Origin of the sequence: Chitinophaga sp. 180180018-3 (assembly GCF_037893185.1) — a bacterium.
GTDB lineage: Bacteria > Bacteroidota > Bacteroidia > Chitinophagales > Chitinophagaceae > Chitinophaga.
In genome coordinates, this window is the sequence record NZ_CP140772.1 from 1,015,967 (window position 1) to 1,040,861 (window position 24,895).

Annotated in this window: 22 protein-coding genes; 18 read left to right on the top strand and 4 right to left on the bottom strand. The window is 46.4% G+C overall.

Annotation, left to right across the window (positions count from 1 at the left end; genetic code table 11):
* Positions 1-57 precede the first annotated feature (57 nt).
* A complete protein-coding gene (locus tag UNH61_RS04170; RefSeq protein ID WP_326990859.1) occupies positions 58-492 on the bottom strand; it encodes a hypothetical protein in 435 nt (144 codons plus the stop codon).
* 151 nt (positions 493-643) lie between these two features.
* On the opposite strand from UNH61_RS04170, the gene UNH61_RS04175 reads away from it, so the two are divergent.
* The gene (locus UNH61_RS04175) at positions 644-1,627 is read left to right on the top strand and encodes an acyl transferase (protein WP_326990860.1); all 984 of its coding nucleotides are present in this window, start codon (positions 644-646) and stop codon (positions 1,625-1,627) included.
* 3 nt (positions 1,628-1,630) lie between these two features.
* Here UNH61_RS04175 and UNH61_RS04180 read toward each other — a convergent pair whose 3' ends face one another.
* Complete coding sequence (locus tag UNH61_RS04180) at positions 1,631-2,359, bottom strand: hypothetical protein (RefSeq protein WP_326990861.1); 729 nt, start codon at positions 2,357-2,359, stop codon at positions 1,631-1,633.
* 215 nt (positions 2,360-2,574) lie between these two features.
* Between UNH61_RS04180 and UNH61_RS04185 the strand changes: the two genes are divergently transcribed.
* The 17 genes from UNH61_RS04185 to UNH61_RS04265 all read left to right on the top strand — a co-directional run bounded on the left by UNH61_RS04185 (position 2,575) and on the right by UNH61_RS04265 (position 23,416).
* Entirely contained in the window at positions 2,575-3,150 is a 576-nt protein-coding gene (locus UNH61_RS04185; protein ID WP_326990862.1) for a sigma-70 family RNA polymerase sigma factor, read from the top strand.
* Between the two features lie 23 nt (positions 3,151-3,173).
* The gene (locus tag UNH61_RS04190) at positions 3,174-3,416 is read left to right on the top strand and encodes a hypothetical protein (RefSeq protein ID WP_326990863.1); all 243 of its coding nucleotides are present in this window, start codon (positions 3,174-3,176) and stop codon (positions 3,414-3,416) included.
* A gap of 83 nt (positions 3,417-3,499) precedes the next feature.
* Positions 3,500-3,856: a hypothetical protein gene (locus UNH61_RS04195; protein WP_326990864.1), complete on the top strand. Its 357-nt coding sequence runs from the start codon at positions 3,500-3,502 to the stop codon at positions 3,854-3,856.
* 77 nt (positions 3,857-3,933) lie between these two features.
* Positions 3,934-4,761, top strand: coding sequence for a DUF692 domain-containing protein (locus UNH61_RS04200; protein ID WP_326990865.1), 828 nt, complete (start codon positions 3,934-3,936; stop codon positions 4,759-4,761).
* Complete coding sequence (locus UNH61_RS04205; RefSeq protein WP_326990866.1) at positions 4,745-5,494, top strand: DNA-binding domain-containing protein; 750 nt, start codon at positions 4,745-4,747, stop codon at positions 5,492-5,494. Before UNH61_RS04200 ends, UNH61_RS04205 begins: the two co-directional genes overlap by 17 nt.
* 9 nt (positions 5,495-5,503) lie before the next feature.
* Positions 5,504-5,923 carry a DoxX family protein gene (locus UNH61_RS04210; RefSeq protein WP_326990867.1) on the top strand — a complete coding sequence of 140 codons (420 nt, stop codon included), beginning with the start codon at positions 5,504-5,506 and terminating at the stop codon, positions 5,921-5,923.
* A gap of 80 nt (positions 5,924-6,003) precedes the next feature.
* Positions 6,004-6,966: a polyprenyl synthetase family protein gene (locus tag UNH61_RS04215; RefSeq protein ID WP_326990868.1), complete on the top strand. Its 963-nt coding sequence runs from the start codon at positions 6,004-6,006 to the stop codon at positions 6,964-6,966.
* A 567-nt stretch (positions 6,967-7,533) separates the two neighbouring features.
* Entirely contained in the window at positions 7,534-10,539 is a 3,006-nt protein-coding gene (locus tag UNH61_RS04220) for a SusC/RagA family TonB-linked outer membrane protein (RefSeq protein ID WP_326990869.1), read from the top strand.
* A gap of 17 nt (positions 10,540-10,556) precedes the next feature.
* Positions 10,557-12,041: a RagB/SusD family nutrient uptake outer membrane protein gene (locus tag UNH61_RS04225; protein WP_326990870.1), complete on the top strand. Its 1,485-nt coding sequence runs from the start codon at positions 10,557-10,559 to the stop codon at positions 12,039-12,041.
* A gap of 12 nt (positions 12,042-12,053) precedes the next feature.
* A complete protein-coding gene (locus tag UNH61_RS04230; RefSeq protein ID WP_326990871.1) occupies positions 12,054-13,190 on the top strand; it encodes a carbohydrate-binding protein in 1,137 nt (378 codons plus the stop codon).
* A gap of 11 nt (positions 13,191-13,201) precedes the next feature.
* Positions 13,202-14,236 (top strand): DUF5007 domain-containing protein, encoded by a 1,035-nt coding sequence (locus tag UNH61_RS04235; protein ID WP_326990872.1) that lies wholly within the window; start codon positions 13,202-13,204, stop codon positions 14,234-14,236.
* Between the two features lie 39 nt (positions 14,237-14,275).
* On the top strand, positions 14,276-17,509 hold the full coding sequence (locus UNH61_RS04240; RefSeq protein ID WP_326990873.1) for a SusC/RagA family TonB-linked outer membrane protein: 3,234 nt from the start codon (positions 14,276-14,278) through the stop codon (positions 17,507-17,509).
* Between the two features lie 21 nt (positions 17,510-17,530).
* The gene (locus UNH61_RS04245) at positions 17,531-19,000 is read left to right on the top strand and encodes a RagB/SusD family nutrient uptake outer membrane protein (protein ID WP_326990874.1); all 1,470 of its coding nucleotides are present in this window, start codon (positions 17,531-17,533) and stop codon (positions 18,998-19,000) included.
* A gap of 17 nt (positions 19,001-19,017) precedes the next feature.
* Positions 19,018-19,716, top strand: coding sequence for a hypothetical protein (locus UNH61_RS04250; RefSeq protein ID WP_326990875.1), 699 nt, complete (start codon positions 19,018-19,020; stop codon positions 19,714-19,716).
* A gap of 19 nt (positions 19,717-19,735) precedes the next feature.
* The gene (locus tag UNH61_RS04255) at positions 19,736-21,322 is read left to right on the top strand and encodes an IPT/TIG domain-containing protein (protein ID WP_326990876.1); all 1,587 of its coding nucleotides are present in this window, start codon (positions 19,736-19,738) and stop codon (positions 21,320-21,322) included.
* A gap of 152 nt (positions 21,323-21,474) precedes the next feature.
* Positions 21,475-22,008, top strand: a complete 534-nt coding sequence (locus UNH61_RS04260; protein ID WP_326990877.1) for an RNA polymerase sigma-70 factor — start codon at positions 21,475-21,477, stop codon at positions 22,006-22,008.
* 34 nt (positions 22,009-22,042) lie between these two features.
* Entirely contained in the window at positions 22,043-23,416 is a 1,374-nt protein-coding gene (locus UNH61_RS04265) for a S41 family peptidase (RefSeq protein WP_326990878.1), read from the top strand.
* Positions 23,417-23,418: 2 nt separating this feature from the next.
* On the opposite strand, the gene UNH61_RS04270 is transcribed toward UNH61_RS04265, so the two are convergent.
* Entirely contained in the window at positions 23,419-24,120 is a 702-nt protein-coding gene (locus UNH61_RS04270) for a hypothetical protein (protein ID WP_326990879.1), read from the bottom strand.
* 3 nt (positions 24,121-24,123) lie between these two features.
* Positions 24,124-24,888: a hypothetical protein gene (locus tag UNH61_RS04275; RefSeq protein ID WP_326990880.1), complete on the bottom strand. Its 765-nt coding sequence runs from the start codon at positions 24,886-24,888 to the stop codon at positions 24,124-24,126.
* Positions 24,889-24,895 lie beyond the last annotated feature (7 nt).

The following is a 24,895-nucleotide window of genomic DNA, read 5'->3' on the forward strand; positions in this document are numbered from 1 at the left end:
TAAAAAGGATTCCTTTAATGAAAAGGAATCCGGTGATATGTAAATGTAAGATATTAATTATTGTCTGTTAAACGGGATCTTGGGTGTGTAAATGGTATCGCTGATGTTACCGGCATTATCTACAATGTAGATCCCGAAACGAAGGCTGTCTTTAGGAGGTGTAACGGTACCCACTACGAAGTCATTTGATTGCAGCAGCACCCTTACTTCCGCGTTTACATTGGAGCCTTTGTTAGCGCCGATGCCTGGCATCTTGCGTTTTATGTAAGGGGTATCCTGGCGGCTGTTACGGATAGGCGCGAGATTTACAAGATTTTCAATGTCTCCGTCACCGTCCTTTACATTCAGGGTGATCATCAGCATATCGGTATTTTTGCCGATGGAATCGGTGGAATAGCTGATAAATGATACCACCGGCTTACTGCCAACACCATCTTTCTTACAGGCGTAAAAAAGGATTGCTAACGGGACTAAAAACAGAATTTTCTTCATAAAACAAACCTACATTAATTTAGGTAATATACAAATAATCGCTTATCTCTCCCCTGCCATGATAGAAACGTTTTTTTAGGTACAATTGTTACTTACCACGGCTGGTTTTATTCTTCTCCCTAACTTTGTGCGGTTTTAAAGACAGAGATACATGACTGCCATTTCACCGGATCATATATTTTCCCTGAAGGAAGGAGAGCTGGAAGCCGCCGCACTGGAGATGTTCAGGTACCAGTACGGGGCAAATGAACTTTACCGGGCTTATACAGATGCTCTGCGGATAGCGCCTGCATCCGTGAGGGATATAACGCAAATACCCTATCTGCCTATACAATTCTTCAAATCGCACCGGGTAGCATGCGGGCAATTTGAGCCCGAACTTGTATTTGAGAGCAGCGGTACTACACAAACAGTGAATAGCCGGCACCTGGTGAGATATTCGGATATCTATACCCGTAGTTTTATGACGGCCTTCGAGCAGTTTTACGGGCCGGTGAGCGATTACGTGATCCTGGGATTACTTCCCTCTTACCTGGAGCGACAACATTCGTCTCTCGTGAGGATGGTGCAGGAAATGACCATTCGCAGCCGGCATCGGGAAAGCGGGTTTTATTTGTATGAACATGATAAGTTATACCAGCAGTTGCAGGAGCTGGAGAACCGGGGGCAGAAAGTGCTGCTGATAGGGGTTACATTCGGATTGCTCGATTTTGCCGAAAAGTATGAGCTTTCGCTGGAGCATACCATTGTGATGGAAACCGGCGGAATGAAAGGAAGGAGGGAGGAATGGACAAGAGAGGAAGTACATGCTTTCCTGAAGGAGCGGCTGGGCCCTTCCTGTATACATGCGGAATATGGAATGACGGAGTTGTTGTCGCAGGCTTATTCGAAGTGCAACGGTTTCTTTGAAACGCCTTCCTGGATGAAAGTGCTGCTGCGCGATGAAAACGACCCTTTCCAGATCACAACCGGAAAAGGCGCCGGGGTAATGAATATCATCGATCTGGCCAATATCCATTCGTGTGCCTTCATTGCAACGGACGACATAGGCCGTATGCATGCCGATGGTAGTTTTGAAGTACTGGGCCGGCTGGATAATTCTGCACTCAGAGGCTGTAGCCTGATGGTGAGTTAGCGATCAGGCTTCTTCCATGGCTGCTATTTTCAGCAGGGCGGGCAATTTGCCTGGTTCGTGCATGATGGCAGCGAGGGACGACATGTACGGAAAGGAGTGATGGTCCATGCCGAATTTATTCAGCAGGTATACATCCAGTTGTTCGGGGGAGGTATGCCCCTGAATATAATCTCCCAGGTAGAAGAGAAATCTTTGTTTTTCCTTTTCGGAAAGGAGTACCAGGGCCACTTTGTCTTTCAGGCTGTTATGATGGCCGGACCGGAATATTTTAAGGGCTTGTTTGTAGTGGGCCAGGGTGAGCTCGCCGGCGGCGGCCGGGAGTAGCTGGGTACAGAAATAGTCTACTGCTATATCATCAAAAAAGCCGGCGCCTTCTTCATCGGTGCCAGGTTCGTTGTGCCAGGTAGCCCACTGGTAGAGCTGTTCGGTGGTGATATGCCCGGTAAGCATCGCTTCCAGCTGATGTATCGTTCCTTCCCGGGTGGGAGTAGTATCAGCGGCATGGGAAATGGTGGTGACAATTTCCCCGTAGTAATCTTCATTGATATCCCGGGCCACTTTAAACACCAGCCTGCTTACTTCCGTGTGCGTATTTTCTTCCTCCTTATGTTGCAACGGGGTAACACTACGTAACTCTTCAATCACTTCCGGCCTCGTTTTAGTACCATGTAGATATGCTTTTAATAATGTTACGAAATAAACAGCCGTTGTTGGCGACATTTCATTTTTCATGGGCCGAAATTGTTACATTTTCATTGGGTACTGGGTCAAAATTAGTATAAAATGACGAATAGTAACCAATAGTCAACTACCAATTACCATTCCACATCACCCACTTATCCGCCTTTAACATTTTTTTGGGCTCAAAAGAAAACTAAAACCGGTAATTTACCGTATGCTTCCATTGAGGGGCCTGCCCGAATGGCTATTTAACCAGAAGATGAACCATGGCAACCTGTAATCCAAAAGAATGGGTACGGCTATACGCTGATGATCTGTTCCGATTTGCCTGCAGCAAAATAGCTGATACCACGCAGGCGCAAGACCTTGTTCAGGATACTTTTCTCAGCGCTTTACAGGCCGCAGACAGCTTCCGGGGAGAGAGCAGCGAAAAGACCTGGCTGACGGCGATACTTAAAAATAAAATAACAGACCATTACCGGAAAGCAGAGAAAACCATATTTACAATCAGCCTTGAAGAGGCCAGGAATACCGATAGCGATCCTCTGGAGGTATTTTTTAATGAGAAAGGGCACTGGAAAAAGGAAGCCGGCCCAAAAGCCTGGACAGATGATATCAGCAGTAAGCAGGAGCGGATGGATTTTCTCAGTATATTACGTGCCTGCATGAATAAACTGACCGGATTAGGGAAAACGGTTTTCCGGCAAAAATACCTCGAAGAAAAAAAATCTGAACTGATCTGTAAGGAACTGACTATTACTACGTCCAATTACTGGGTAATCGTCCATCGCGCAAAACTGCAGCTGAGGGCCTGCCTGGAAAAAAACTGGTTCAGTAATTGAGGATGGGAAAAAGTCGCACATTAATGCCCTGTTGTAAAGAAGCCACCATGCTGGTGGAAAAGCAGTTGCAACATCCATTGCCTTTTATGCAGTGGATCGGTTTGAAGATGCATTTGCTGATGTGTGTACTGTGCAGACGATATGAAAAACAAAGCAAGGCCATCGATAGGTACCTGAAGGCACTGACCCTGGAGGAAGCAACCACACTTCCGGAAGAATTGAAAAAGCAATGGGAAATACTGATTGATTCAAAGCTGAAAAAATAATTTCAGTTACCTGTAAGGATACTCCAACTACCACGTCTATTCCATTGAACACATATTTTTTCATTCAATTAAATTTTCAAAAGATGAAAAACAACAATCCCATCAACAAAAAAGTTTTGTTATCAGGTTCGCTGGTTGCAGGTGCTATCCTGGGCCTGGCATCATTGCAGGTAAATGCCAAACCGGTAAGTTACACTAACCTGGGTTCCGGTGCTGCAGTAAGAGGTGCGTTGACTGGTGCTTCCGGCGCTGCCGCAAATGCCATTGAATTATCCTGCGGCGCTAAGAAAGACAGCGCTATGGCTGGAAAATCCAAAGAAGGTAAATGTGGCCAGGGCAAATGTGGTGAAGGCAAATGTGGTGATAAGAAGGGGCACAAAAGTGGTGGAAAGAAAGGTGCTGCCAAGCCTAAAGCAGATTCATCTAAATCCGGCAGGTAAGCTTACATCGAAAAGACCGGTAGTAGATATAGCCGCCGGTCTTTTTTCCGTTTTCCTAACAAACTAAATGTATCATCATGGTAGGAGTTGGTTTTCGAAGGGAGTTCGCGGAGGAGTTGATCAGCGGCGAACATATCAGGCCGGATTTCGTAGAGTTTGCTCCCGAGAACTGGATGAATATAGGTGGGTATTGGAAGAAGATATTGCACCAGGTGGTCGACAAATACCCGGTGCTGTGCCATGGGCTTTCGTTGTCGATCGGCAGTCCCGAGGAACCTGACCGGGAATTTCTACAGTATCTGAAAACTTTTCTCAACGAATATAAAGTGCAGTTGTATTCGGAGCATCTGAGTTATTCCAAATGCGACAATGCACATATGTACGACCTGTTACCGATACCTTTCCGCATGGATGCGGTGAAACATATTGCAGCGCGTATACAGGAAGTACAGGATTTTCTGCAGCGGCCGATGGCGATGGAGATCGTATCGTATTATACGCCGGTAGCAGCAGAGATGAGTGAAGCTGAATTCATCCGGGAAGTGGTGGAGCGTTCCGGTTGTCAGTTGTTGCTGGATGTTAACAATATTTATGTGAATGCCTTCAATCATCAGTATGATGCCAAAGCATTCATACAGCAGCTTCCGCTGAACAAGGTAGCTTATATACACATGGCCGGCCATGAGCAGGTGGCGCCGGATCTGATTATAGATACACACGGAGAACCTATTATTGATCCTGTATATGATTTGTTTGAATGGACGCTTCAGCATCTGCAACCTGTGCCGGTATTGCTGGAACGGGATTTCAATATCCCTGAGATGAGCGAATTGCAGGGAGAGTTAGTGCGGTTGAAAAGTATCTGTCAAAAACAATGGAAACTGAAAAATGAGCTTGTTGCCTGACACCCGTCAAATACAGCAGACTTTTTCCGCGTACTGCCGTACCGGAAAGCCTGTAAAGCTGCCCGGCCTCACACCTGGCCGCATACAGCATTACCGGCAGTTGGTGTTTAATGTGATCTGCGATACAATGGAGAGCGCATTTCCCATTACATTCAGCAGCATTCCTGCCGGGAAATGGAACAGGATGGTGAAGGAGTTCTTCGCCCGTCACGCGTGTAAATCGTACCAGGTATGGAAACTGCCGCTTGAATTTTATACCTATGCCGTAGAAAATAACTGGGAAGAAGTGCATGCTATTCCTTACCTGAATGACCTCCTGGCCTTTGAATGGGCAGAAATGGAGGTATATAATATGGAAGATATTATGCCGGCGCCTTATCAGATGTCCGGCAGCTGGACAGACGATCCGCTGGTACTTAATCCGGAGCATCGCCTGTTGCAGTTTGCTTATCCGGTTCACCTTACTTCTGAGAAGAAAGCATTGCTTTCCCGCAAGGGAACCTACTTTGTATTGCTGCACCGGCATCCGGATACCGGCAACGTGGAATTCACGGATTTGTCGCCCTGGCTGGCACTGGTAACAGAGCAAATGGTGCACGGACTAACATTAAAGGATATACTGGAATATGCCCCTCAACTGAATATAACGGTGACGGATATATTGGAGAAAGATACGCTTGCTTTTTTACAACACATGCAGCAGCAACAATTTGTATTGGGGTTTCAAAGATAGCATAAGCATATGAGAGCATTCCTGAAAGACCTGCCTTTATTGGCGATGCGGCTGGTGCTAGCCTATGGGTTTTATGCGCCGGCTATGATGAAATGGAAAGATATACATGGTATTGGCGACTGGTTCGCGCAGTTGCAGATTCCATTACCTTATATCACTGCCTGGGTAGTAGCCATCACGGAGTCGGCAGGGATCATATTGCTGGTAACAGGGTTGTTTGTACGTTTTATAACCCCCTTGCTGATGGTTAGCATGTTGGCAGCGATATTTACCGTGCATTGGAAGAATGGTTTTGCAGCGGGAGATAATGGCTTTGAGATACCATTGTATTACCTCATTATGTTATTTACCTTACTGGTTTATGGAAGCGGGAGGATAGGTCTGGATTATTTCATTCAATTAAAGAAGCGCCGCCGCCCCCGGTATTGATATATCTGTCGAGTAGTATTCTTTTTATCATCTTTCCCCCGGAAGTGCTAATTTCGCCGCTGTTCTGAGACTATACCTGTATGCAATTAGCACGAAAAATCATTGGCGCCGAATTACAACTGTTCGAAGAAAAGTTTGCCAGTACTATGACGAGCGACCTCGTGTTGCTCGACCGGATTATGTCGGATATTATCGCGCACAAAGGGAAGCAGATGCGACCTATGTTTGTGCTGTTGTGCGCCAGGTTATGCGGAGAGATAGGCGAGGCCAGCTACCGGGCTGCACTGCTGGTAGAAATATTACATACCGCTTCGTTGGTGCACGACGATATGATAGACGATGCCATGAAGCGGAGAAGTGCATTTTCCGTGAATGCACTATGGAAAAACCGGGTATCCGTTAGCGTGGGAGATCAGTTATTTACCAAAGGTGTTTTACTGGCATTGGACAACAACGAGCCTGAACTGCTCAAAATTTATTCTTCCGCCATACAGCAAATGATAGAGGGTGAATTATTGCAGATGACAAAATCCAATAAGCTGAGCTTTGAAGAAAAAGACTATTACGATCTGATTCATGCAAAAACTGCGTCGTTCCTTGCCGCAGCCTGCGCAGCAGGAGCTGCTTCCGCTTCGGGTACACCGGAGATGGTGCAGTTGATACATGACTTCGGACAAAAAACAGGTATGGCCTTTCAGCTGAAAGATGATCTGTTTGATTATGGGAATGCAGATGTAGGTAAACCTACGGGTAATGACATCAAGGAAAAGAAAGTGACGCTTCCCTTAATTTATACGGTGAAGCAAGCAGACCCGGTATTACGAAGAAAGATACTTCATATTGTGAAGCATGAGTATACCGATAAAGACAAAGTGAATTTCGTTATAGGGGAAGTAAAGCGTTTGGGAGGGTTGCAGTATGCAGAGGGGAAAATGATGGCTTTCCGGGACGAAGCTATTGAAATTTTATACAGATTCCCTGAATCGCCTGCCAGATCTGCATTGGAGGAGTTGGTACGTTATACTACTGACCGGGCTTATTGAGTGTTATTCAAAGCTTGTTGTGACACTAATCATACAGGATGTCTTTTTATTAATCCCGCATTATTTTTCAAAAAAATTTCTTGAAAAACTATGAAAAATCCATTTAGCTAGTTACATTTGAATTAGTAGCGTTAATAGTACAACCAGAATTTAAATAGCGTTGGTAGTATTGATGATTGTAGAGCCCCGTGTAAGCTGTAGTTAACAAGCGTCGTTAGTACTAGCAATTATTGAAAAACGAGCATCGTTTCAGGATTTAAATTTCACGTTAAACAACTTGTCCATGACTCATCGATCGTTAGAACCTGATAGGGTTTCGAGGTGCCCTTAGTATTTCCGGTACGTATTTTTTTTGGAGGTGAACAATTCCAATGCACTGCTGATGCCATGTCCGGCGTCAGACAGCGGTGTTATTGACTACCTGTTACCGTAACGTACATCATTTACGCCGTAGAGACATTCCTGAAAAAGGAAGCGGGAGTGCTATGCCCGCAAATGTCTGTAATACTCCACGTTTCAATGCAAATCATTTTGCGTTGCGGGGATCTCATTCCTAAAATTTCATGTATGAAGCACATTTACATTTTCCTGTACAGGGGAGTTTATCTGTTGGCGGCTGCGTGTATGGTTTGTAACTATGCCAGTGCCCAGAATGTCTTGTACAAAAGTAAGCAGGACACGGGGAACAAGGCTTCCGTGGATTCTGCTGCAATTTTTTCCAAAGTGGTATCCACACACAGGGATACTTTGGGTTATGTTCCCAACAACGAGCTTATTTTCAGACCCGGCAGGAATGGCGCTATTTCCTCCGTAGAGATGTCTGAAGTAAGAAAGCTGCCGTATATCAGTATCGATCAGATGCTGATAGGACGGGCAACCGGCGTGGATGTACGCACACCTACTGCAGAGCCGGGGAAGCGAAACTCCGTTTTCATACGTGGTACTTCTTCGCTGTTACTCAGTAACCGGGATCTGTTTTACGCTCAGCCGGCCTACGTAGTGGATGGAGTGCCGCTTATCCTGGATCATGCTTTTGCGTATGATATACAGCGGTTCGACTTTAACAGGATGGGCACAGAAACTAACCTGCTGGCCTTTCTGGATGTAAATGATATTGAAAGTATAGAAGTACTGAAGGATTTTGCGGCGAGTGCAAAATACGGACCGAATGCCGCTAACGGCGTTGTGAATATCACTACCAGGGCGCCGAGGGTAGGCACTATGAAAGTATCAGTGAACGGGTATGTGGGGCTTTCATTGAAGCCCGCCGTAGATGCTGTGAACGGGCGTTACGAGAGTGATTTCAGGCTGCCGTTTTACCAGAAGTATGCCGACGAAACACAATGGCGCAACTTCCCCCGTTATCTGGCGGATTCGTCGCAGGCGCGTTATTACGGCCCTGCAAACTGGGACGATCTCTTTTTCAGGAACGGATTTTCAGATGGTATACAAGCCGCAGTCAGTGGAGGAACGCCGTTCACCAACTTCAGGTTTAGTGTCGGGCAATCGTCGCAACAGAGCGTGTACGATAAAACGGGCATCAAGCGCTATGATGTGAACTTTGGCCTCAACATTCAGCCGATCAGGAATTTAAGGATAACTACCTATGTGGCAGTAGCGAACCTGAACCGTAAAAGGAATGAATTCATACGCGACCGCGCTGGTGATGAAGACTATCTCTTTAACTATTCTTCGCCGTTGTCGCCCAACAAGGATTACCTGCAACAGTATTACACGGATCTGAATAATACCATCAATCGCAATAAGAATAACTCGGCCAGGATCATTGCCAATGCGCAGTATAATTTTCTCTCGCACTGGTCGTGGAATACCCGCTTTGCGATCGACTACGGACAGAACTTCCGCGACTTCTTCGTACCCACCGCATTAGGCGAAGGGAACAGCTATGTTTCCAACTTTGATGGTTTGAACAAACGCCTGGTGCTGGATAACTCACTGCGTTATGAAACTGACCTGAAGAACGGGCATCATGTGGATGTTACCCTCGGTGCTTATGGTCAGTGGGACAAATGGCGCTATGATTACGGACGTGCTTATAAAGGATCCAGTGATTATGTGAAGATATACCAGCCCGGGACAGATGATCAGAAACAAGGCCGTTTCGGCAACTTCCGGTTGATGTTCAATACAAAAGATTTTACTGTTTCCAACCTGGCATCTTTTTATGGTAACATCGGTTATAATTTCCAACAGAAATATTTTGTGAACTTCTATCTCAGAAGAGATGGCACCTCTTATCTGAGCAACAGTCAGCGTTGGCTGATATCGCCCACACTGTCGGCTTCCTGGAAAGTATCCAGGGAAGATTTCCTGAAAGAATCCGACTGGCTCAGCAACCTGAATGTGCGCGCCAGCTGGGGCCGGGTAGGCCGGCTGGTAATGGATGAATTTTACAGAAACGGCCCTGTTTATAACGTAGATGCAGGCTGGAACGGCGTGCCTAATATGTCTACCTATAATGGCTTCCCGGTTATTAACGCCGCCTACGGTAACGGCTATATTGTTCCGGGTACTTCCTGGCCGGTAGTAGAACAGATGAACGGAGGAATAGATCTCGGCTTATTCCACGACAGGGTAAGGCTTTCACTGGATGTATACTCTAAAACAGATAAGAACCTGCTGGTAAAAATACCTACACTGGAAGAAGAAGGTTATACCGGTATTGTGAAAAATGGAATGAGTATACGTAACTACGGATATGAACTGGCGATTGATGCAGATGTAGTAAAGGATAAAGCATTTCAGTGGTCGACCGGCCTCAGCGTATACACCAACCAAAACAAGCTGATGGCATTGCCAGACGGGCTTACAGACCTGGTGATCGGTAACCGCCGGTTCCTGGTAGGCAAGCCAACAGACCGATACTGGCTGCTGATTAACGAAGGAATTTATAATTCAGATGCTGAAGTTCCGGTGAACCCGGGAACCGGCAGGAAGATGACTTACCAGGGAGTAACCATGCGTAAAGGAGATCCTAAATGGAAAGACCTGGACGGTAATTATGACATCAACGATAAAGACAGGATCATGACTGGCCGTATATCGCCTGCAGCCACGGGAGGATTCAGTAATACATTCCGGTACAAAAACTGGGAGATGAATGTGTTGATCAATTATGCATTCGGACGTAAGATCATTAACCAGGTATTAGCCAATCGTTTTGATTTTGCCAACCGTGAAGGCATTGATGACCCGAAAGCGATCAAAGAAATCACCTGGTGGTCAAAGGTTCCCGGCGATTACAGCAAAATTCCCCAATACAATCCCTGGAGCGCAGTATATGCTTATCAGCCTGATCAGACATTATTCCTTGAAAACGGATCTTATGTAAAGCTACGATCAATGACACTGGCGTACAATATTCGGACAGAACGTATGAAGCGCGCCGGGATAGATCAGCTGAGAGTATATGCAACGGGCAATAACCTCTTTACATGGACGAAGTACAAAGGCGGTGATCCCGAAGCAGTCAGCTATTTCGGCTATGATGAGGGATACTATAACTGGGCCGCCCCGAGAGCATTCACTCTGGGCTTCAATTTTCAATTCTGATGTTAAAAATTATGTTTATGAAGAATATAGTTGTTGCCGGCATGTTCCTGCTACTGGCCACAGGTATGCTGTCGTGTAAGAAAATGCTGGATGTGCCCTCGCACCGGTCGCTGACGGAGGATAATATGTGGCAGACGAAGAGTGATGCCCGGGCGGGTTTATCGGCCTGTTATGCACTGATGAGAGCTGCTATGGCCAATGAAAATGCACATTGGATATACGGAGAACTCAGGGCCGGAGATTTCCAGGCTACGAAGCGTGGAGATATTAAAGCCGTGGTGGAAAGCAATCTGAACGCCAGCTTTTCCACAATGGATGAATGGCGCGACTGGCGCAGGTTTTATGCAGCCATCGCACAATGTAATCTTACGATCGCCAAATTACCACAGATCACCACCACCGATTATCGCTATTCAAAAAATGATCTGACGCTCGACCGCGCACAGGCGATTTATATCAGGGCCTTTCTTTATTACTACATTGTAAGAATCTGGGGAGATGTACCATTAGTAACGGCGGTAGCAGATGGTACCGTCAAGAATATTACCCGCGAGAAATGGGATAAGGTACTGGACTATGCCGCATCAGAAGCACTATCCTGCATTGACGGGCTTCCGTGGAAGTATGACGGAAAATCACCGGAACAACAAGGGTTGTACCGTGGTCAGGGAGAGTCGCACCACAAGTCTATCACCATCACTAAAGGTATGGCCTATACGTTGCTGGCGCATATTTACAACTGGAAGAACGATCATGCGAAAGCCTTGCAATATGCAGATATCGTGATTAACAACCAGTCGAACGAAGGATATGATTTTGTAGGGCTCGATGAACTTACCCGGTTGGATGGTGCTTTCCGTGGCCGTATCAATGCTAATATTTTCCAGGTAGATATGAACTTCGACCACGCGGAAATATCTTCTACCGGCCAGCTGGAAGACTGGACACTGCGGGACCCTTATATACCCCGTCGGGAATCGGAAATATACGTACCTAAAGACAGCGTATTAAAAATCTACGGAGAGCCTCATGAGCAGCGTCCTAATTACTTCTTTACAAAGATGGAGGACACTTACCCGATCTTCTTCAAAATGAAGCAGATTAATAGTGCAGTGAAGGATCCGGTATTGAAGATGTATGCCTCCTGTATCATCGTATTCCGTTATGAAGAACTTTTCCTGCTGAGGGCGGAAGCAAAAGCCAGGCTGGGCAGAACAGCTGATGCGCAGGCAGATCTGAACAAGATCCGTAACAACCGTTCCCTGAAGAGTGTGCCCGTTACCACGGCCGGACAGGATCTGCTGGATATGATTTTGTTGGAGCGCAGGCGGGAGCTGATGGGAGAGGGCTGGTTCTGGTACGACATGATACACTTCAGCAAGATACCGGAGCACAGCCGCTTCACACAGGCTGATGTGAATGCCGGCGCCGCTTACTGGCCACTGTCGCAGGATGCGCTGGCGAACAACCCGGCATTGATTCAAAATTCTTATTGGAAATAATAATACACTCCCATGAAAAAATATTTATCGCTACTGCTGGTGATCGCCTGTTTTGCCTGTAAAAAGGGAATGCAGGACTATCGCAATGCCAAGCCTTTGTCGGAAGTGAAAGTCAGCACCTACGATTTTCTGAAACAACAGGGAGGGCTATACGATACTTTGCTGCTGCTGATAGACAGAGCAGGACTGGCAGATACGCTAAGAAGCAACCGTGTCACGTTTTTTGTGCCGCAGGATAATAGTATACAGACGGCTATCCGCAACGTAAACTTTGCGAGAGCGCGCCTGGGCGATGCCCCCAACTGGACGCTGGACAGCATTCCGGTGAAGGTATGGGACAGCCTCCTGCGCCGGTACATGATACCAGGAATTGTAACAGCGGATTCGCTGCGTTATGCAGATGGAACAGAGCTGGTATCGCTATATGGTCATAAGATGAATGGAAAGGCAGCAGCTACCAATGCTTCTGGTGCAGTGGGGGGAGGAACACAGGTATTGCAATACAGTGATATGAATGATTCGAGGTTTACGAAAGACTGGGTTACAGCGCTTACACAGAATGTGGATATCAAATCAAAGAACGGGCTTATGCATATCCTGGAAGAGCGGCATGTATTCGGTTTCAATTCCTTTGTAGGCAAGGCGTATCCAAGATCGCTGGAACCATTACAGGGGCCTTACCTGGGGTATCCGCTGGATATACCAGGCATTGTGAACGCAGCTGATTATGATGAAGGACCGAAAGAAGTAGCTTTTCACTATCGTAACCCGAATGGTAATCATCAGTACCGGCCGGATGCTCCGGGAACAGAAAACTGTTCAGACGGCGACAACCAGGTCAGTGCAGGAGGGGGCTATAATATCGGATGGACCAGTGATGGAGATTGGGTACGTTATACCGTGAATGTGAAAGTAGCCGGCACCTACAAAGTAGATCTGAGAATCGCCGGTAACGGAGGTGGCCTCATCTACCTGATGATGGATGATGTGAGGGTATGCGACGACATTCCGATACAAGGTACCGGCGGATGGCAGAAATGGCAGAGTGCAGTAGGGTCGGCAGAGCTCCCGGCAGGAAAGCACCTGATGAAAGTGATGATCAAGAAAGCTAACCTCAACCTGCACCGCGTCATCTTCACCAAACTTTAAAAAGCATAATCATGAATAAGCGTATATACGTTCACGTAATAACAGGTATACTGGCCATTGCCACCACCAGTTGTTACAAACAGATGGTACCAAAGGAAAAGGAGCATTTCAGTAACAACGCCAATTTCGACGGAGATACCTATAATGCCAATTTCGGACGTACCAACGTGTTTTATGGAAAATTTAATCCCGACTATTCCACACAGCCGCTGACCTTTACGTTGCAGAATATACAGCGCCCGGATGGTACGCCCGCTACGGAATTGCAGGAACAGATCAATACCCTGCAGTGGAAAGCGTATTACAGCGGAACGGAAACATCCGTGGCAGAAATAGATGCCAAGCGTATACCGGTGAAACGTACCGTACTGGATATCAGGGAAACATCCGGTGATCTTGTATTCTGGGCCACAGATACCACGAAGATCAAACCTGGTACCTATACATTCGACATCTTCGTGAAGAATAACGGCGGGCAGAAAACTTTTCAAAAGAGGAAGCTGGTATTGCGCCTTCCTAAGCCGTATGAGCCTTATGAATTCGATGATATCACTGGTAAACGTAAGGACCCCAACAATGGCGGTATCATTCGTCCGAATTTGTCTAATGTGAAGGACATGCAGAACAATCCGCTGGCACCCGAGAATGTAACCGTATATTTTAAGAAAACAGGTACTGCGAAGAATTCGGTTTCCTTTAAATTCTTTGATAAGGACTCGCTGCCGATCCGGCTGTCGTCGTTTAATATCACCCGTTGGGATAGTCTTAGTTACTTCAGCAATACCATACAGCAGAAAGTGTTTTTCGGGTTTAACCGGAAGATGACTCAGGACAGCACAGTGGTAACATGGGATATCACTAACCCTTATCCGGTGCTGGCAGATGTAGGTATTAATGAACAGGCTACGATAGGATTTACTTACGAAAGGGTTTCCTATGGTATACGCACACAGGCGAGCATAGGACTGTCGTTTGCCATATTTGAAGCCGGTAGCTGGGATATCATCATGAAGTTTAAAGTGAATCCCAGGTTCATTAATGACTAACCAGGTAACCTTATTCCGAAACATTTAAAAATTCGTGCCATGAGTAAACGGTACATAAACATATTGGCCCTGCTGCTGTTGTTACTAACGGGAACGGACATACTATATGCCCAGCAGGCCATCACCATCAAAGGCAGGGTTACTGATGCGGGCAGTAAAGAGGGGATACCGGGCGTGACCATCATCGACATAAAAAATAACAAAGGACTTGGTGTAACAGATGCCTCCGGCCGTTTCACCATTACTACAGATCCGGAACGTACCATACAGTTCAGGTATATCGGATACCGGTTTGAAACGCTGAAAGCCGGCAAAGCAACTACATTGAATGTGACGCTAACGCCGGAAAATAAATCGCTGAAAGAGGCGGTAGTAGTAGGTTATCAGAAGCGTACCAAAGAAACGGTATCGGGATCCGTGGCCGTTATTTCCGGGAAAGATTTGCAGGATGTGCCTGTGTCCAATATACAGGAACTGCTGCAGGGTAAAGTAGCCGGTCTGAATATCCAGAATAATACCGGCGCGCCCGGTTTTCGTGGTACCATTGCCGTTAGAGGCGTTTCGCAGCTGAACGTAAGCGGTAGTGGTGATCAGACTTACCTTGCTACCAACAACCCCTTGCTGGTAATCGATAACGTACCGGTAGATTTTGACGGCGGTATTTCGCAATCTATGCTGCAGCCGGGAGCCGCTACTGGTCCGCTGGCGCTGATACCTCCTGAGGATGTACAATCGATCGAGGTAATGAAGGATGCCCAGGCAACAGCGCTGTACGGCTCCCGTGGCGCCAATGGGGTAATAGTAGTGACTACAAAAAGAGGTAATTCGCCCACTCCGATCATAGACGTTAATAGCAGTATTTTCGTGAACTTTCCGCCCCGTCTGCGGCCTACTATCGGAGGAAACGGGGAACGGTTGTTCCGTATCAACTCTATCCTGAACAATTCAGTAGATGATCATCAGGCCCGGGATATCCTGTCGAACGCCCAATTCCTCACAGATAGTCTGAACCCGTTTTACAATAATTCCACCGACTGGCAAGGGTTGTTTTACCGGACTACGGTTAACACCAATAACAATATCCAGATCAGTGGTGGTAATATAAAGATGAACTACAAGGCCAATTTCGCTTATCAAAAGAACCAGGGCGTAATCAAGAATACAGGGTTTAATAAATACAGCCTGAATATGCAGTTATATATGCAACCTATACCCAGGCTGCGTATCGGGGCGCAGTTGTTTAGTGCATTGGGGCAAAAACAAAGAGGCAACGGGGGAGGGTTGACGGGTAATGGTGCCGGAAATGCATTTACATCATCGCTATTGCCTGGTCCATCGAAGTTCGTAGGCAGTCCGCAACTGACAGGATATGAGAATAACATTGACGACAACAACACCCTGAATATACGTGGCTTCCTGGATGTAGATTATGAGATATTAAAGGGATTACGGCTCAACTCTACTACTTCTTACGATTATTATACAGATACCCGCGACCGTTTTAACCAGGCATTTGCCAATAATAACGTTACCGGTTTGTATGGTTTTGTAGGAAGACATGATGAGCTGAATACCCGTAATGGTGTGAACTATAGCTACAGCAGCAATGTCAGCAATCTGGAAAAAGGGCATAACTTTTACGCCAGTTTTTTCAGTGAGATTAATATCAAATCGGATGATCAGCATGTGCGTGATGTTCGTAATGGCCCTAATGATTACTACTGGGGCCCTCGTGGATATTCGCCCCGTTTCTATCCGGGTAACCCCTGGAATAATGCGGACGAAGTGAACGTGAATGGTACACCTGTATCGTTTGTATATCATGCCGCTTCATGGGCAGGTTTCCTGTCGTACAACTACCGCACAAAGTATAGCGTGGACCTTGCTTACAGACTTGATGGAAACTCTGCAGCAGGTATCAATAACCCCTATACGAAAAACCCATCTGTAGGTTTCCGCTGGAATTTCAATAAGGAAAATCTGATGCGGCGTATGAACTGGCTGGACTATGGATCTGTGCGTGTTACATACGGACTTAACAGCCGTCCGTCGGCTACCATCCTTAACTCGCTTGGGATGTACACTACTACAACACCGTACAATAACAACGTATCCATTATTCCTGATTTCTCCATGTTGGCCAATCCCAATATGCAACCGGAGAAATCGTCGCAGTTCAACTTCGGTGTGGACCTGGGGTTATTCAAAGGCAGGTTAGAGATTATCTACGATACTTACTATAAGGATAACTACAACATCGTGCGGGATAACTATCTTCCGAACTCCATCGGCTATAACAAGGTACAGGTGAATGGAGGAGCGGTAGTAAACTACGGACATGAATTGTCGATCACTGCGCGACCGATTGTGCATACGAATCCCAAAGGTCTGCAGTGGACATTCTCTGTTAACGGCGCCTACAATAAGAGTGTGCTGACGGCGCTGCCGGGAGGAACACAGTTTTACCTGAGCTACGATAACAATACGTATCAGTCAGTAGCGCTGAAAGTTGGCCGTAATCCGCAAAGCAACTTCCTGTATCAGACAGATGGGGTGTACAGAACAACTGCGGATGTGCCGGTTGATCCGATCCGTGGAGTACGTTACAAAGCATTCGTTGGCCCAGGTACACAGTTTTTCCAGGGAGGCGATCCTATCTGGCGTGATCTGAACGGGGATTACGCGCTTGGTGCCGCCGATTATTTTATCATGGGCAACCCGGAGCCGTCAGTAACAGGAGGTCTCAACAACACAGTCAGCTACCGGAACTTTTCGCTGAATATATTCTGCTCTTATCTGATCGATCGGAGTATTCTCAACAATGCTGTAGCAGCGAGGATCTGGCGGTTGCAGTATCCTGATGTACTGACGTTGTCGTCCGGTACAGCAGCTGGCCCGATCAATCTTTATGATGTGAGCCTGATCGATTACTGGAAAAAATCGGGCGACAATGCCACGCATCCTGCATTGGTAGGATCATTCCTGCATGACAGGGCAGTGGCGCCTAACAGGCTTGATCAGAGCCTGTATATGGAAGATGGTTCTTATTTCAAGATCAACCAGGTAACGTTGGCGTACCAGTTCCGCGACTTCAACTTTATGAAGCGTTTGAAACTGCGCGTGCTGAGAGCTTACCTGACAGCATATAACGTAGCCATATTTTCCAAATATTCAGGCCCTAACCCCGAAACCGTTACGCCGCTCGGAAGAGACGATATCAATGGATATCCGGCAGCTACCAGCTTTACATTCGGTATAGGCGCTCAGTTTTAATGACACCAAAATTATTGTCAGATGAAAAAATGGTATAGAATAGGAATTCTGATCTGCGTGTTACTGGGTGCAGGATCCTGTAAGAAGTTCCTGCAAGTAAAACCTTTAGATACGCTCTCCGGAAATGATTTCTGGAAAACCAGGGGAGATGCACAAAAAGCAGTGAGTGGTGCTTATGCCATCCTGCTCGATAAATTCACCAGAAGCGTGTTATATAACGTAGGTGATTTCCGGGCGGGAAACTGGAACTGGTTTAATAAAACCAATCTTCGTGCAATAGGTAATAACCAGATGCTGTCGACTGGCGGCGGTGATGGCGCCAATGATCCGCAGGACTGGCAGCAGTTTTATAAAGCCATAGCTGCAGCTAATCTTTGTATCGACAGGATAGGAGGTATTCCTGATCCGACTTTTAGTTCGAAGGAAAAGAAATCATTGGTGGCGGAAGCCCGGTTTGTCAGGGCGTTCACTTATTTCTTTATTTGCCGGATGTATGGAGATGTGCCTTTGCAAACCGATCCGTACGATATCTCATTGCGGCCGAGAGAGAAGATGCTGACAGTACTGGATTTTTGTTTGAAAGATCTGGCAGCCAGCAAAGATGATCTGCCTATTTCCTACGACGATCCTACCTACCGGGCAGTGCGTGGCACCCGTGGTGCAGCCCTTGCATTAATGGCACATATCAACATGTGGTCGGCCGGATTTGATAAGGGAAATCAAAAGAACTACTGGACACAGGCTGCGGCTCTTGTAAAGGAACTGATGGACCTGAACGAGTATAAGCTAATACCTTATACTCCGGAAACATTCAAGACGATCTTCAAAGGCCGTTCAGAGGAAGGCATATTTGAGTTATCGCTGAATGCCAACTACGGCGGAAAATTTCACTCGCTGATTTGTCAGTGGACGCTGCACGCGCCCTATATCATAGATGCGCTGGGTGGCAGAAGTGAAATTACACCAATGGTGAAGCATCTGGACAGAGTGTATCCGCGAGGGGAGTCGGACAAGAGAATGGATCTCTGGTTTGATGATCCTTATGCAGCAAAAGATCCGCAATCGCCCATGTTCCTGAAATTTTCCTCTATTACAGATCCGGTATCGAGGGATTATGACGCCAACTTCATTTTCTTCCGCTATGCAGATGTGATACTGTTGAGAGCAGAAGCGCTGGCTTACCTTGATAACACGGCAGAGGCGATAACAATGCTGAATATGATCCGCGATCGTGCCGGTGCGAAGGTGTACAACGGCGGCGGTGGTAAGGCGTTACAGGATGCCATCTTCTATGAAAGGGAAAAAGAGATGATGGGAGAAGGACATTTGTGGTATGACCTGGTACGTACAGGAAGAGTGATGGATAAGAATGTAACAGAAGATCCACTCACGCAGGATCAAATGGATAAAGGCGCCTGGACATGGCCCATTTCACAATCAGCTGTTACCAACAACCCGTTAGTAACCAGGAACCAATACTGGATTCAATAACCGCAAAACTAATCACTATGCGAAAGCTATTGTATATATATGGCACATTGCTGATAGCCGGCATATTATTATCTGCCTGTAAGAAAAATTATTATGTAGATACTGGTATTGCCAATCCCAAGTATAATGGAACTATTTATGATTACCTCGTAAAGAATCCATATCTGTTTGATACGGTGGCATATATCGTAGAAAAAGCAGGATTAAAGGAAACGCTGCAAAATGATTCTATCACCTTCTTCAGCCCTACAGATGAGAGTATCGGTATTGCTATGAATGAACTGAATAGTTACCGTTATATGATGGTAGAAGACAGTGTACGTTTGGGTGACATACCGGGCAGCGTATGGAAAAAGTTCCTCGAGCGTTATATTCTGCCGGGCAAATATAAAGCAGACCGTTTCGCAAGGATAGATCCGGTTAACTTTTATGCCTATCCGGGTATCAATTATGTGATGAAGAATGGATACATATTGAACATAGGGCTGATCTACCAGGATTATAACGGCGTAGAGGCGGTAGGGGCGCGTGTGTTGTTGCTGACCGATATTACTTTTGATCCGGTGACGTTCCTGAATAATCCCAGTTCGGTGGTTGCCTCTTCAGACATACAGCCAACAAACGGTGTGATGCATGCACTGAATACCAAGCATAAGTTTGGATTCAGGCCGGGAGAGTTTCTGAGAGTGGCAGAAGAAACATTGCGTAATAAGTAATCAAGTAAAGCATTTTATTATGAAAAGATATTTCTATTTATGCCTGGTGCTTGCTGTATTGAATGCCTGTACGAAGGACAAGGTAAGCAGGAGCGGGAAGAATCCTTATCAGGAAACAGTGTTGCCGGCAATATATCTGACAAAGAATGGTATCAATCCGGCCAGTGGAAAAGTAGGAGATGAAGTAACGATCAGCGGAAAGGGATTTGATAAGAATAAAGACAAGATGGCGGTATTGTTCAATGGCGTTAAGGCGACAGTTGTTGCACTAACGGATACGACTGTACGTGTTAAAATACCACTGCAGGCAGCTACGGGTAACGTATCTGTGCAGGTGGACCAGCAGTATTTTTTCGGCCCTTTTTTTCGTGTATTTGGCGTGTTTGAGATGGATACATTGTATCCGAGCCTGACGGGGGCGAATGGCACCATCGGGAACATCATAGCTGTAAGAGACGGCAAATATCTGATCACCGGTGATTTTACCTCTTATGGTGGTACATCCAGAAACCGCGTAGCAAGGCTCAATCACGATGGCACACTCGATGGAAGTTTTGCTTCCGGATCGAAGAATGGTACCAATTCATATGTGAGTACAGCGGTGTTGCTGAAAGATGGGAAATACCTGGTTGCCGGCGCCTTTAACAGTTATGAAGGAGTTAGTTATGTAAACAGCATTGCAATGTTGAATAGCAATGGTTCTATGGCTGCGGATAAAGCGCAGACTCCGTCGAATAACCTCGTTACCGTATCAGCGCTGCAGGGAGGCGTATCCGGTCAGGTGGGGGATCTGAATGTACAGCCAGATGATAAGATATTGCTCTCAGGATATTTCCGTTTTTTCGTGCGACCTAATTTCAAACTCACTGGTTCAGCAGGGCAGGATTCTGTACATCTGGATTCTATACAGATGAATGGTTTGCTACGCCTTAACAAAGACGGCAGCCTGGACAGCTCTTTTAACTATGACCTCGTGAATCACATGGGGAAAGAAGGGCCAAACGGTTTTATCGCCCGTTCCATGTTAATGCCGGATGGCAAGCTGCTTATTGTAGGCTCATTTACAAAGTACAACGGGCAGACAGCGAATCACATCGCCCGCCTGAACCCTGATGGATCGCTGGATCCCACCTTTACGGCCGGTTCCGGGGCAGATTTGACTATTAGTAATATCGCGCAGCAACCCGATGGTAAATTTATTATAGTAGGGTCCTTCAATAATTATGGTGGAACAAAAATGGCACATGTAGCCCGTATTGACGCCAATGGTGTGATAGATCCGACGTTTAACGTAGGAGCCGGAGCGGATGGTTACATTTACAACGTAGCCATTATGCCGGGAGGTCAGGTGATTCTCAGTGGAGCGTTTACTCAATTCGGTAATCTGCAGCGCAATAATTTCATCGTATTGAATGCAGATGGAACTATTCACCCTACATATAACAGCTTTGGTGGTATCAACCCTGTTTATAATGGTTCTTCTTCCAATTTCAACGTTGGCCAGATCGTTCAGCAACCCGGTGAAAACGCCATGCTGGTGGTAGGTGCGTTTACGCGTTTCGATTTCCGGACTGCGAACAGGATTGTGAGGATTAAGTGGCAATAGCCGGTGGTTTTTAGTAAAAATGCAGAGAAGATTATATTGTATTAAATACAATGTAATCTTCTCTGCATTTTTACTAAAAGCTAACAGCTATTAACATTGATATAACATTAGCCTCCTATGTTTGCAGAGCGAAAACATACCCATCAGGAACTATGTCTGCTGATACCCCTGAGGCCCTTTTTGAAAGAATATTTGAGGCGAACAAGACTAAGATCTACCGGTTTGCGTATAAGCTCACAGAAGACGCAGCCAGGGCAGAGGATATCACACAGCGATGCTTTGTGCGCCTTTGGGAAAACCTGCATCTGGTAAAAGAGGGGCAGGATGTATTTCCATTGTTGTTTGTGTACGTCCGGCACCTGGTAATAGATGAAACACGGAAATTATACCGGGAGAAAAAAGTGCTGGCGCAGGTAGCTAAATCCGCGGAGCGGCCGGAGACTGACGACAGTGGAGAAAGCATGCTGATGCAAAAAGAATTCCGTGCCCACCTGAGTGATATCGTGAAGAAAATGCCTGAACAACGTCGTCTTGTTTATGAACTCAGCCGTTATCATGGTTATAGTCATAAAGAGATTGCGTTGCAAATGTCGATATCTACGGCCACTGTAAAGAACCACTTAACCATTGCGTTGCAGTTCATCCGGCGTGAGCTGACAACGCTTTATGATACTGATACCCAATAATCTGTTTTAATACAGCCCAAAAAACAGACCTTTTATGCGATTTACTGTAACATTACCACTTCTCTGTACAATAGCATTGTTAGCCGCATGCAGTAAGAAGGATGACACGCCTCCACCGCTCACCGGACCTGTTACACAACAGGAAATCAACAACTGGATACTGGATAGTATGCGTGTGTTCTATCTCTGGAATCGTCAGCTCCCGGAGAAGCCTGATCATTCGCTAGAAACACAGGCTTTCTTTAGTAGCATCAGGAATGCGGAGGATAAATACTCCATCGTCTACAATCCGGATGATGCTTCTTCAGCGGGCGGAACCGATCTGCTTTACAAATACGGGCTGGACTTCAGCATTATCAGCTGGCCGCAGGCTGCCGGAAGTGTGATGGGGGTAGTGCAAATTGTTATACCTGGTTCGGGAGCAGAACAGGCTGGTTTCAAAAGGGGAGATTACTTTACCCGTATCAATGGTACGTTGCTTACCAGCGCAAATGCTGTTCAGCTTTCAGAAGAGATGAAAAAGGCTGGCAGTAGTCGTCTTACAAAAGCGAGTATAAACGGAGGGACAATTACAGAAGATATGACTATCACCTTACAGGGAGGAAGTGTCAATGAGAACCCGATGTATTTGTCGACAGTATTTGACGCCGGTACAAAAAAGGCCGGCTATATTTTTTATAATGCATTTGTTGACCGATACGACCGGAATGTATTAGCAGCTTTCAACGATTTTAAACGGGCAGGTATCAGCGATCTGGTAATGGATATCCGCTATAATTCAGGCGGAAGTCTGGCTGCCGCAGCCATGATCACTGTTATTACCGCGCCGGGTACAACAGCATCGGGGCCATATGTCAGGTACACGGGGAATGACAACCAGGGTACGCGGATGCTTGATTTTTCGACTACACTTGCCTATCCTGAAAGTGGTGGCCCGATCCGGTTTGCGGATCTTGTGCCCAGCCAGCTGATGTTGCCCAGGGTGTATATTCTTACAGGCAGGCGTACGATATCTGCAGCAGAGCTGCTTATCAATAACCTTAAACCCTATACGCAGGTGATACAGATCGGAGCCGTAACGGCGGGCAAAGACAAAGGAGCTGTGATTATTGAAGATACGCATACACCACGGCGTATACCCTGGGTGATAGTGCCACTCACTTACCGGCTTGCCAATGCTAACGGAGAAGGTAATTATGATAAAGGTATTACTCCTCAGTACCTGGTTGATGAAATGGGCAGTCTGCCATTGTTGCCAATAGGAGATCCTAAGGATCCGCTTATTGCTAAAGCATTGGCGCTGATTGGTGGTAATGGAAGAGCAGGAACAGAAAGCAGGCAGCAGGTAACAAGGGTTTATGAAGCGGGTAGTAACAAGATGTTGATCATTCCGAATGTGAAGAGATAAGATCAATGAAGCCCTGAAGTTTTTAATAGTGTCTTTTTTACAGGTAATATTTTTTCGGTGTTATGTTCAACAATAGTTTTGCTTCCGGTTCCGAGTAATAGTAGTCCTCCCCTGAAACTCCTTCCTGTAGCGGGATAGTAACTGATATGAAGATGGGTTATAAGCCCGGAACTATCGTTGGGAAGCTCGCCTCCGTAAGTCAGATAGCCGGATAAAGATGGTCCGGGATCCGCAGTGGTTTTTTCTTTTTTCCCGACAGGAGCTTTACCTAATATAATGACGCCGCTACCGCCGTTCCTACCGGTACTGTCAACGATGATATGCACCGGCAGGGAAGAAGTGCCTGCGGCATGCAGGCGCGCACCGCGGGTAATCACAAGTCCACCGCTGAGTTGCTGATGGTTATTGAGGGAAGTAGGTAATACTTTGAGTACAGCGCCTGGTTCCAGGCGAAGGGTAGCTTCATTGGTCACATACACCCATCCATCGATGTACCAGGGATGGGTGGCAGTCAGCAACGTATTAGAGGTGATAATATGACGGATGGTATCAGTAACAGGGATAGTTTCCATTTTTGTTTCCGGAGAAGCAGCAAGGTTGATCTTCTCGTGTTTTTCGCAACTGGAAAAGACCAGGGAAAGGCTACCCAGCGTGCATAGCAGCAGGGAAGAAAATGGATGGATATATTTCCTGTAGTAATACATGGATCAGAGTTCAGTTTGTTTAGTAGTGAATTCCCCGAGGTTATTCGAACCAATGTTGATGATCCAGAACTTGCCTGCATAGTCGGGCGACAATGGCAGATTAAGGAATTCGAAGCCATCGGGTTGGGTGACCACATTGCCTGTTTCCGGGTCGATGAGGTGGCCGGCGTAAGAGATCGGGTTCCCGTCTTTATCCAGCAGATCCTTTACCGCAAATTTCAGTACCTGAGGGTTTAGTTTACCTCGTTCCCAACCTTTTATTTCTGTTGGTGTAGTAACTATTTCGCCGGTGGCCGGATCGAGGTAGATTACCTGGAGCGTATATTTTTCTTTAGGATAGAAATCTGCTCCAAGCCCATTATATACCTGGAAGTAGATAGAGTCCTGTGGTATTTTCATACCATTGGGGCCTGTGAATGTTTTCAATCCGAATTCCTTGCTATAAACGAAGCGTAAGTTCAGTGCGGAATCGGGTAATATGTTAATCAGCGTATCGGCGAGGAATTCATTTTTTTCTGCATCATAGGCTTTCAGGCGGCCACTTTGTCCGGCCTGCAGGAGGAAGCTGGTGTTGTTGCCAGCGGGTTTCAATGTGTCCAGCCGTTTATCCCCGAAATACATTAGGATCTTTGGTGTGCCTGGAAGCTCCATCAGTGTTACATTTACCTTGCCGAAGTAATGTGGTTCGGGCAGGCTGCCTTTGCGACAGGAAGCAATTGTTGTGAATGCGAGAACGGAGAAAATAAATTGTCTGATAGATAAGTGCATATTCAGC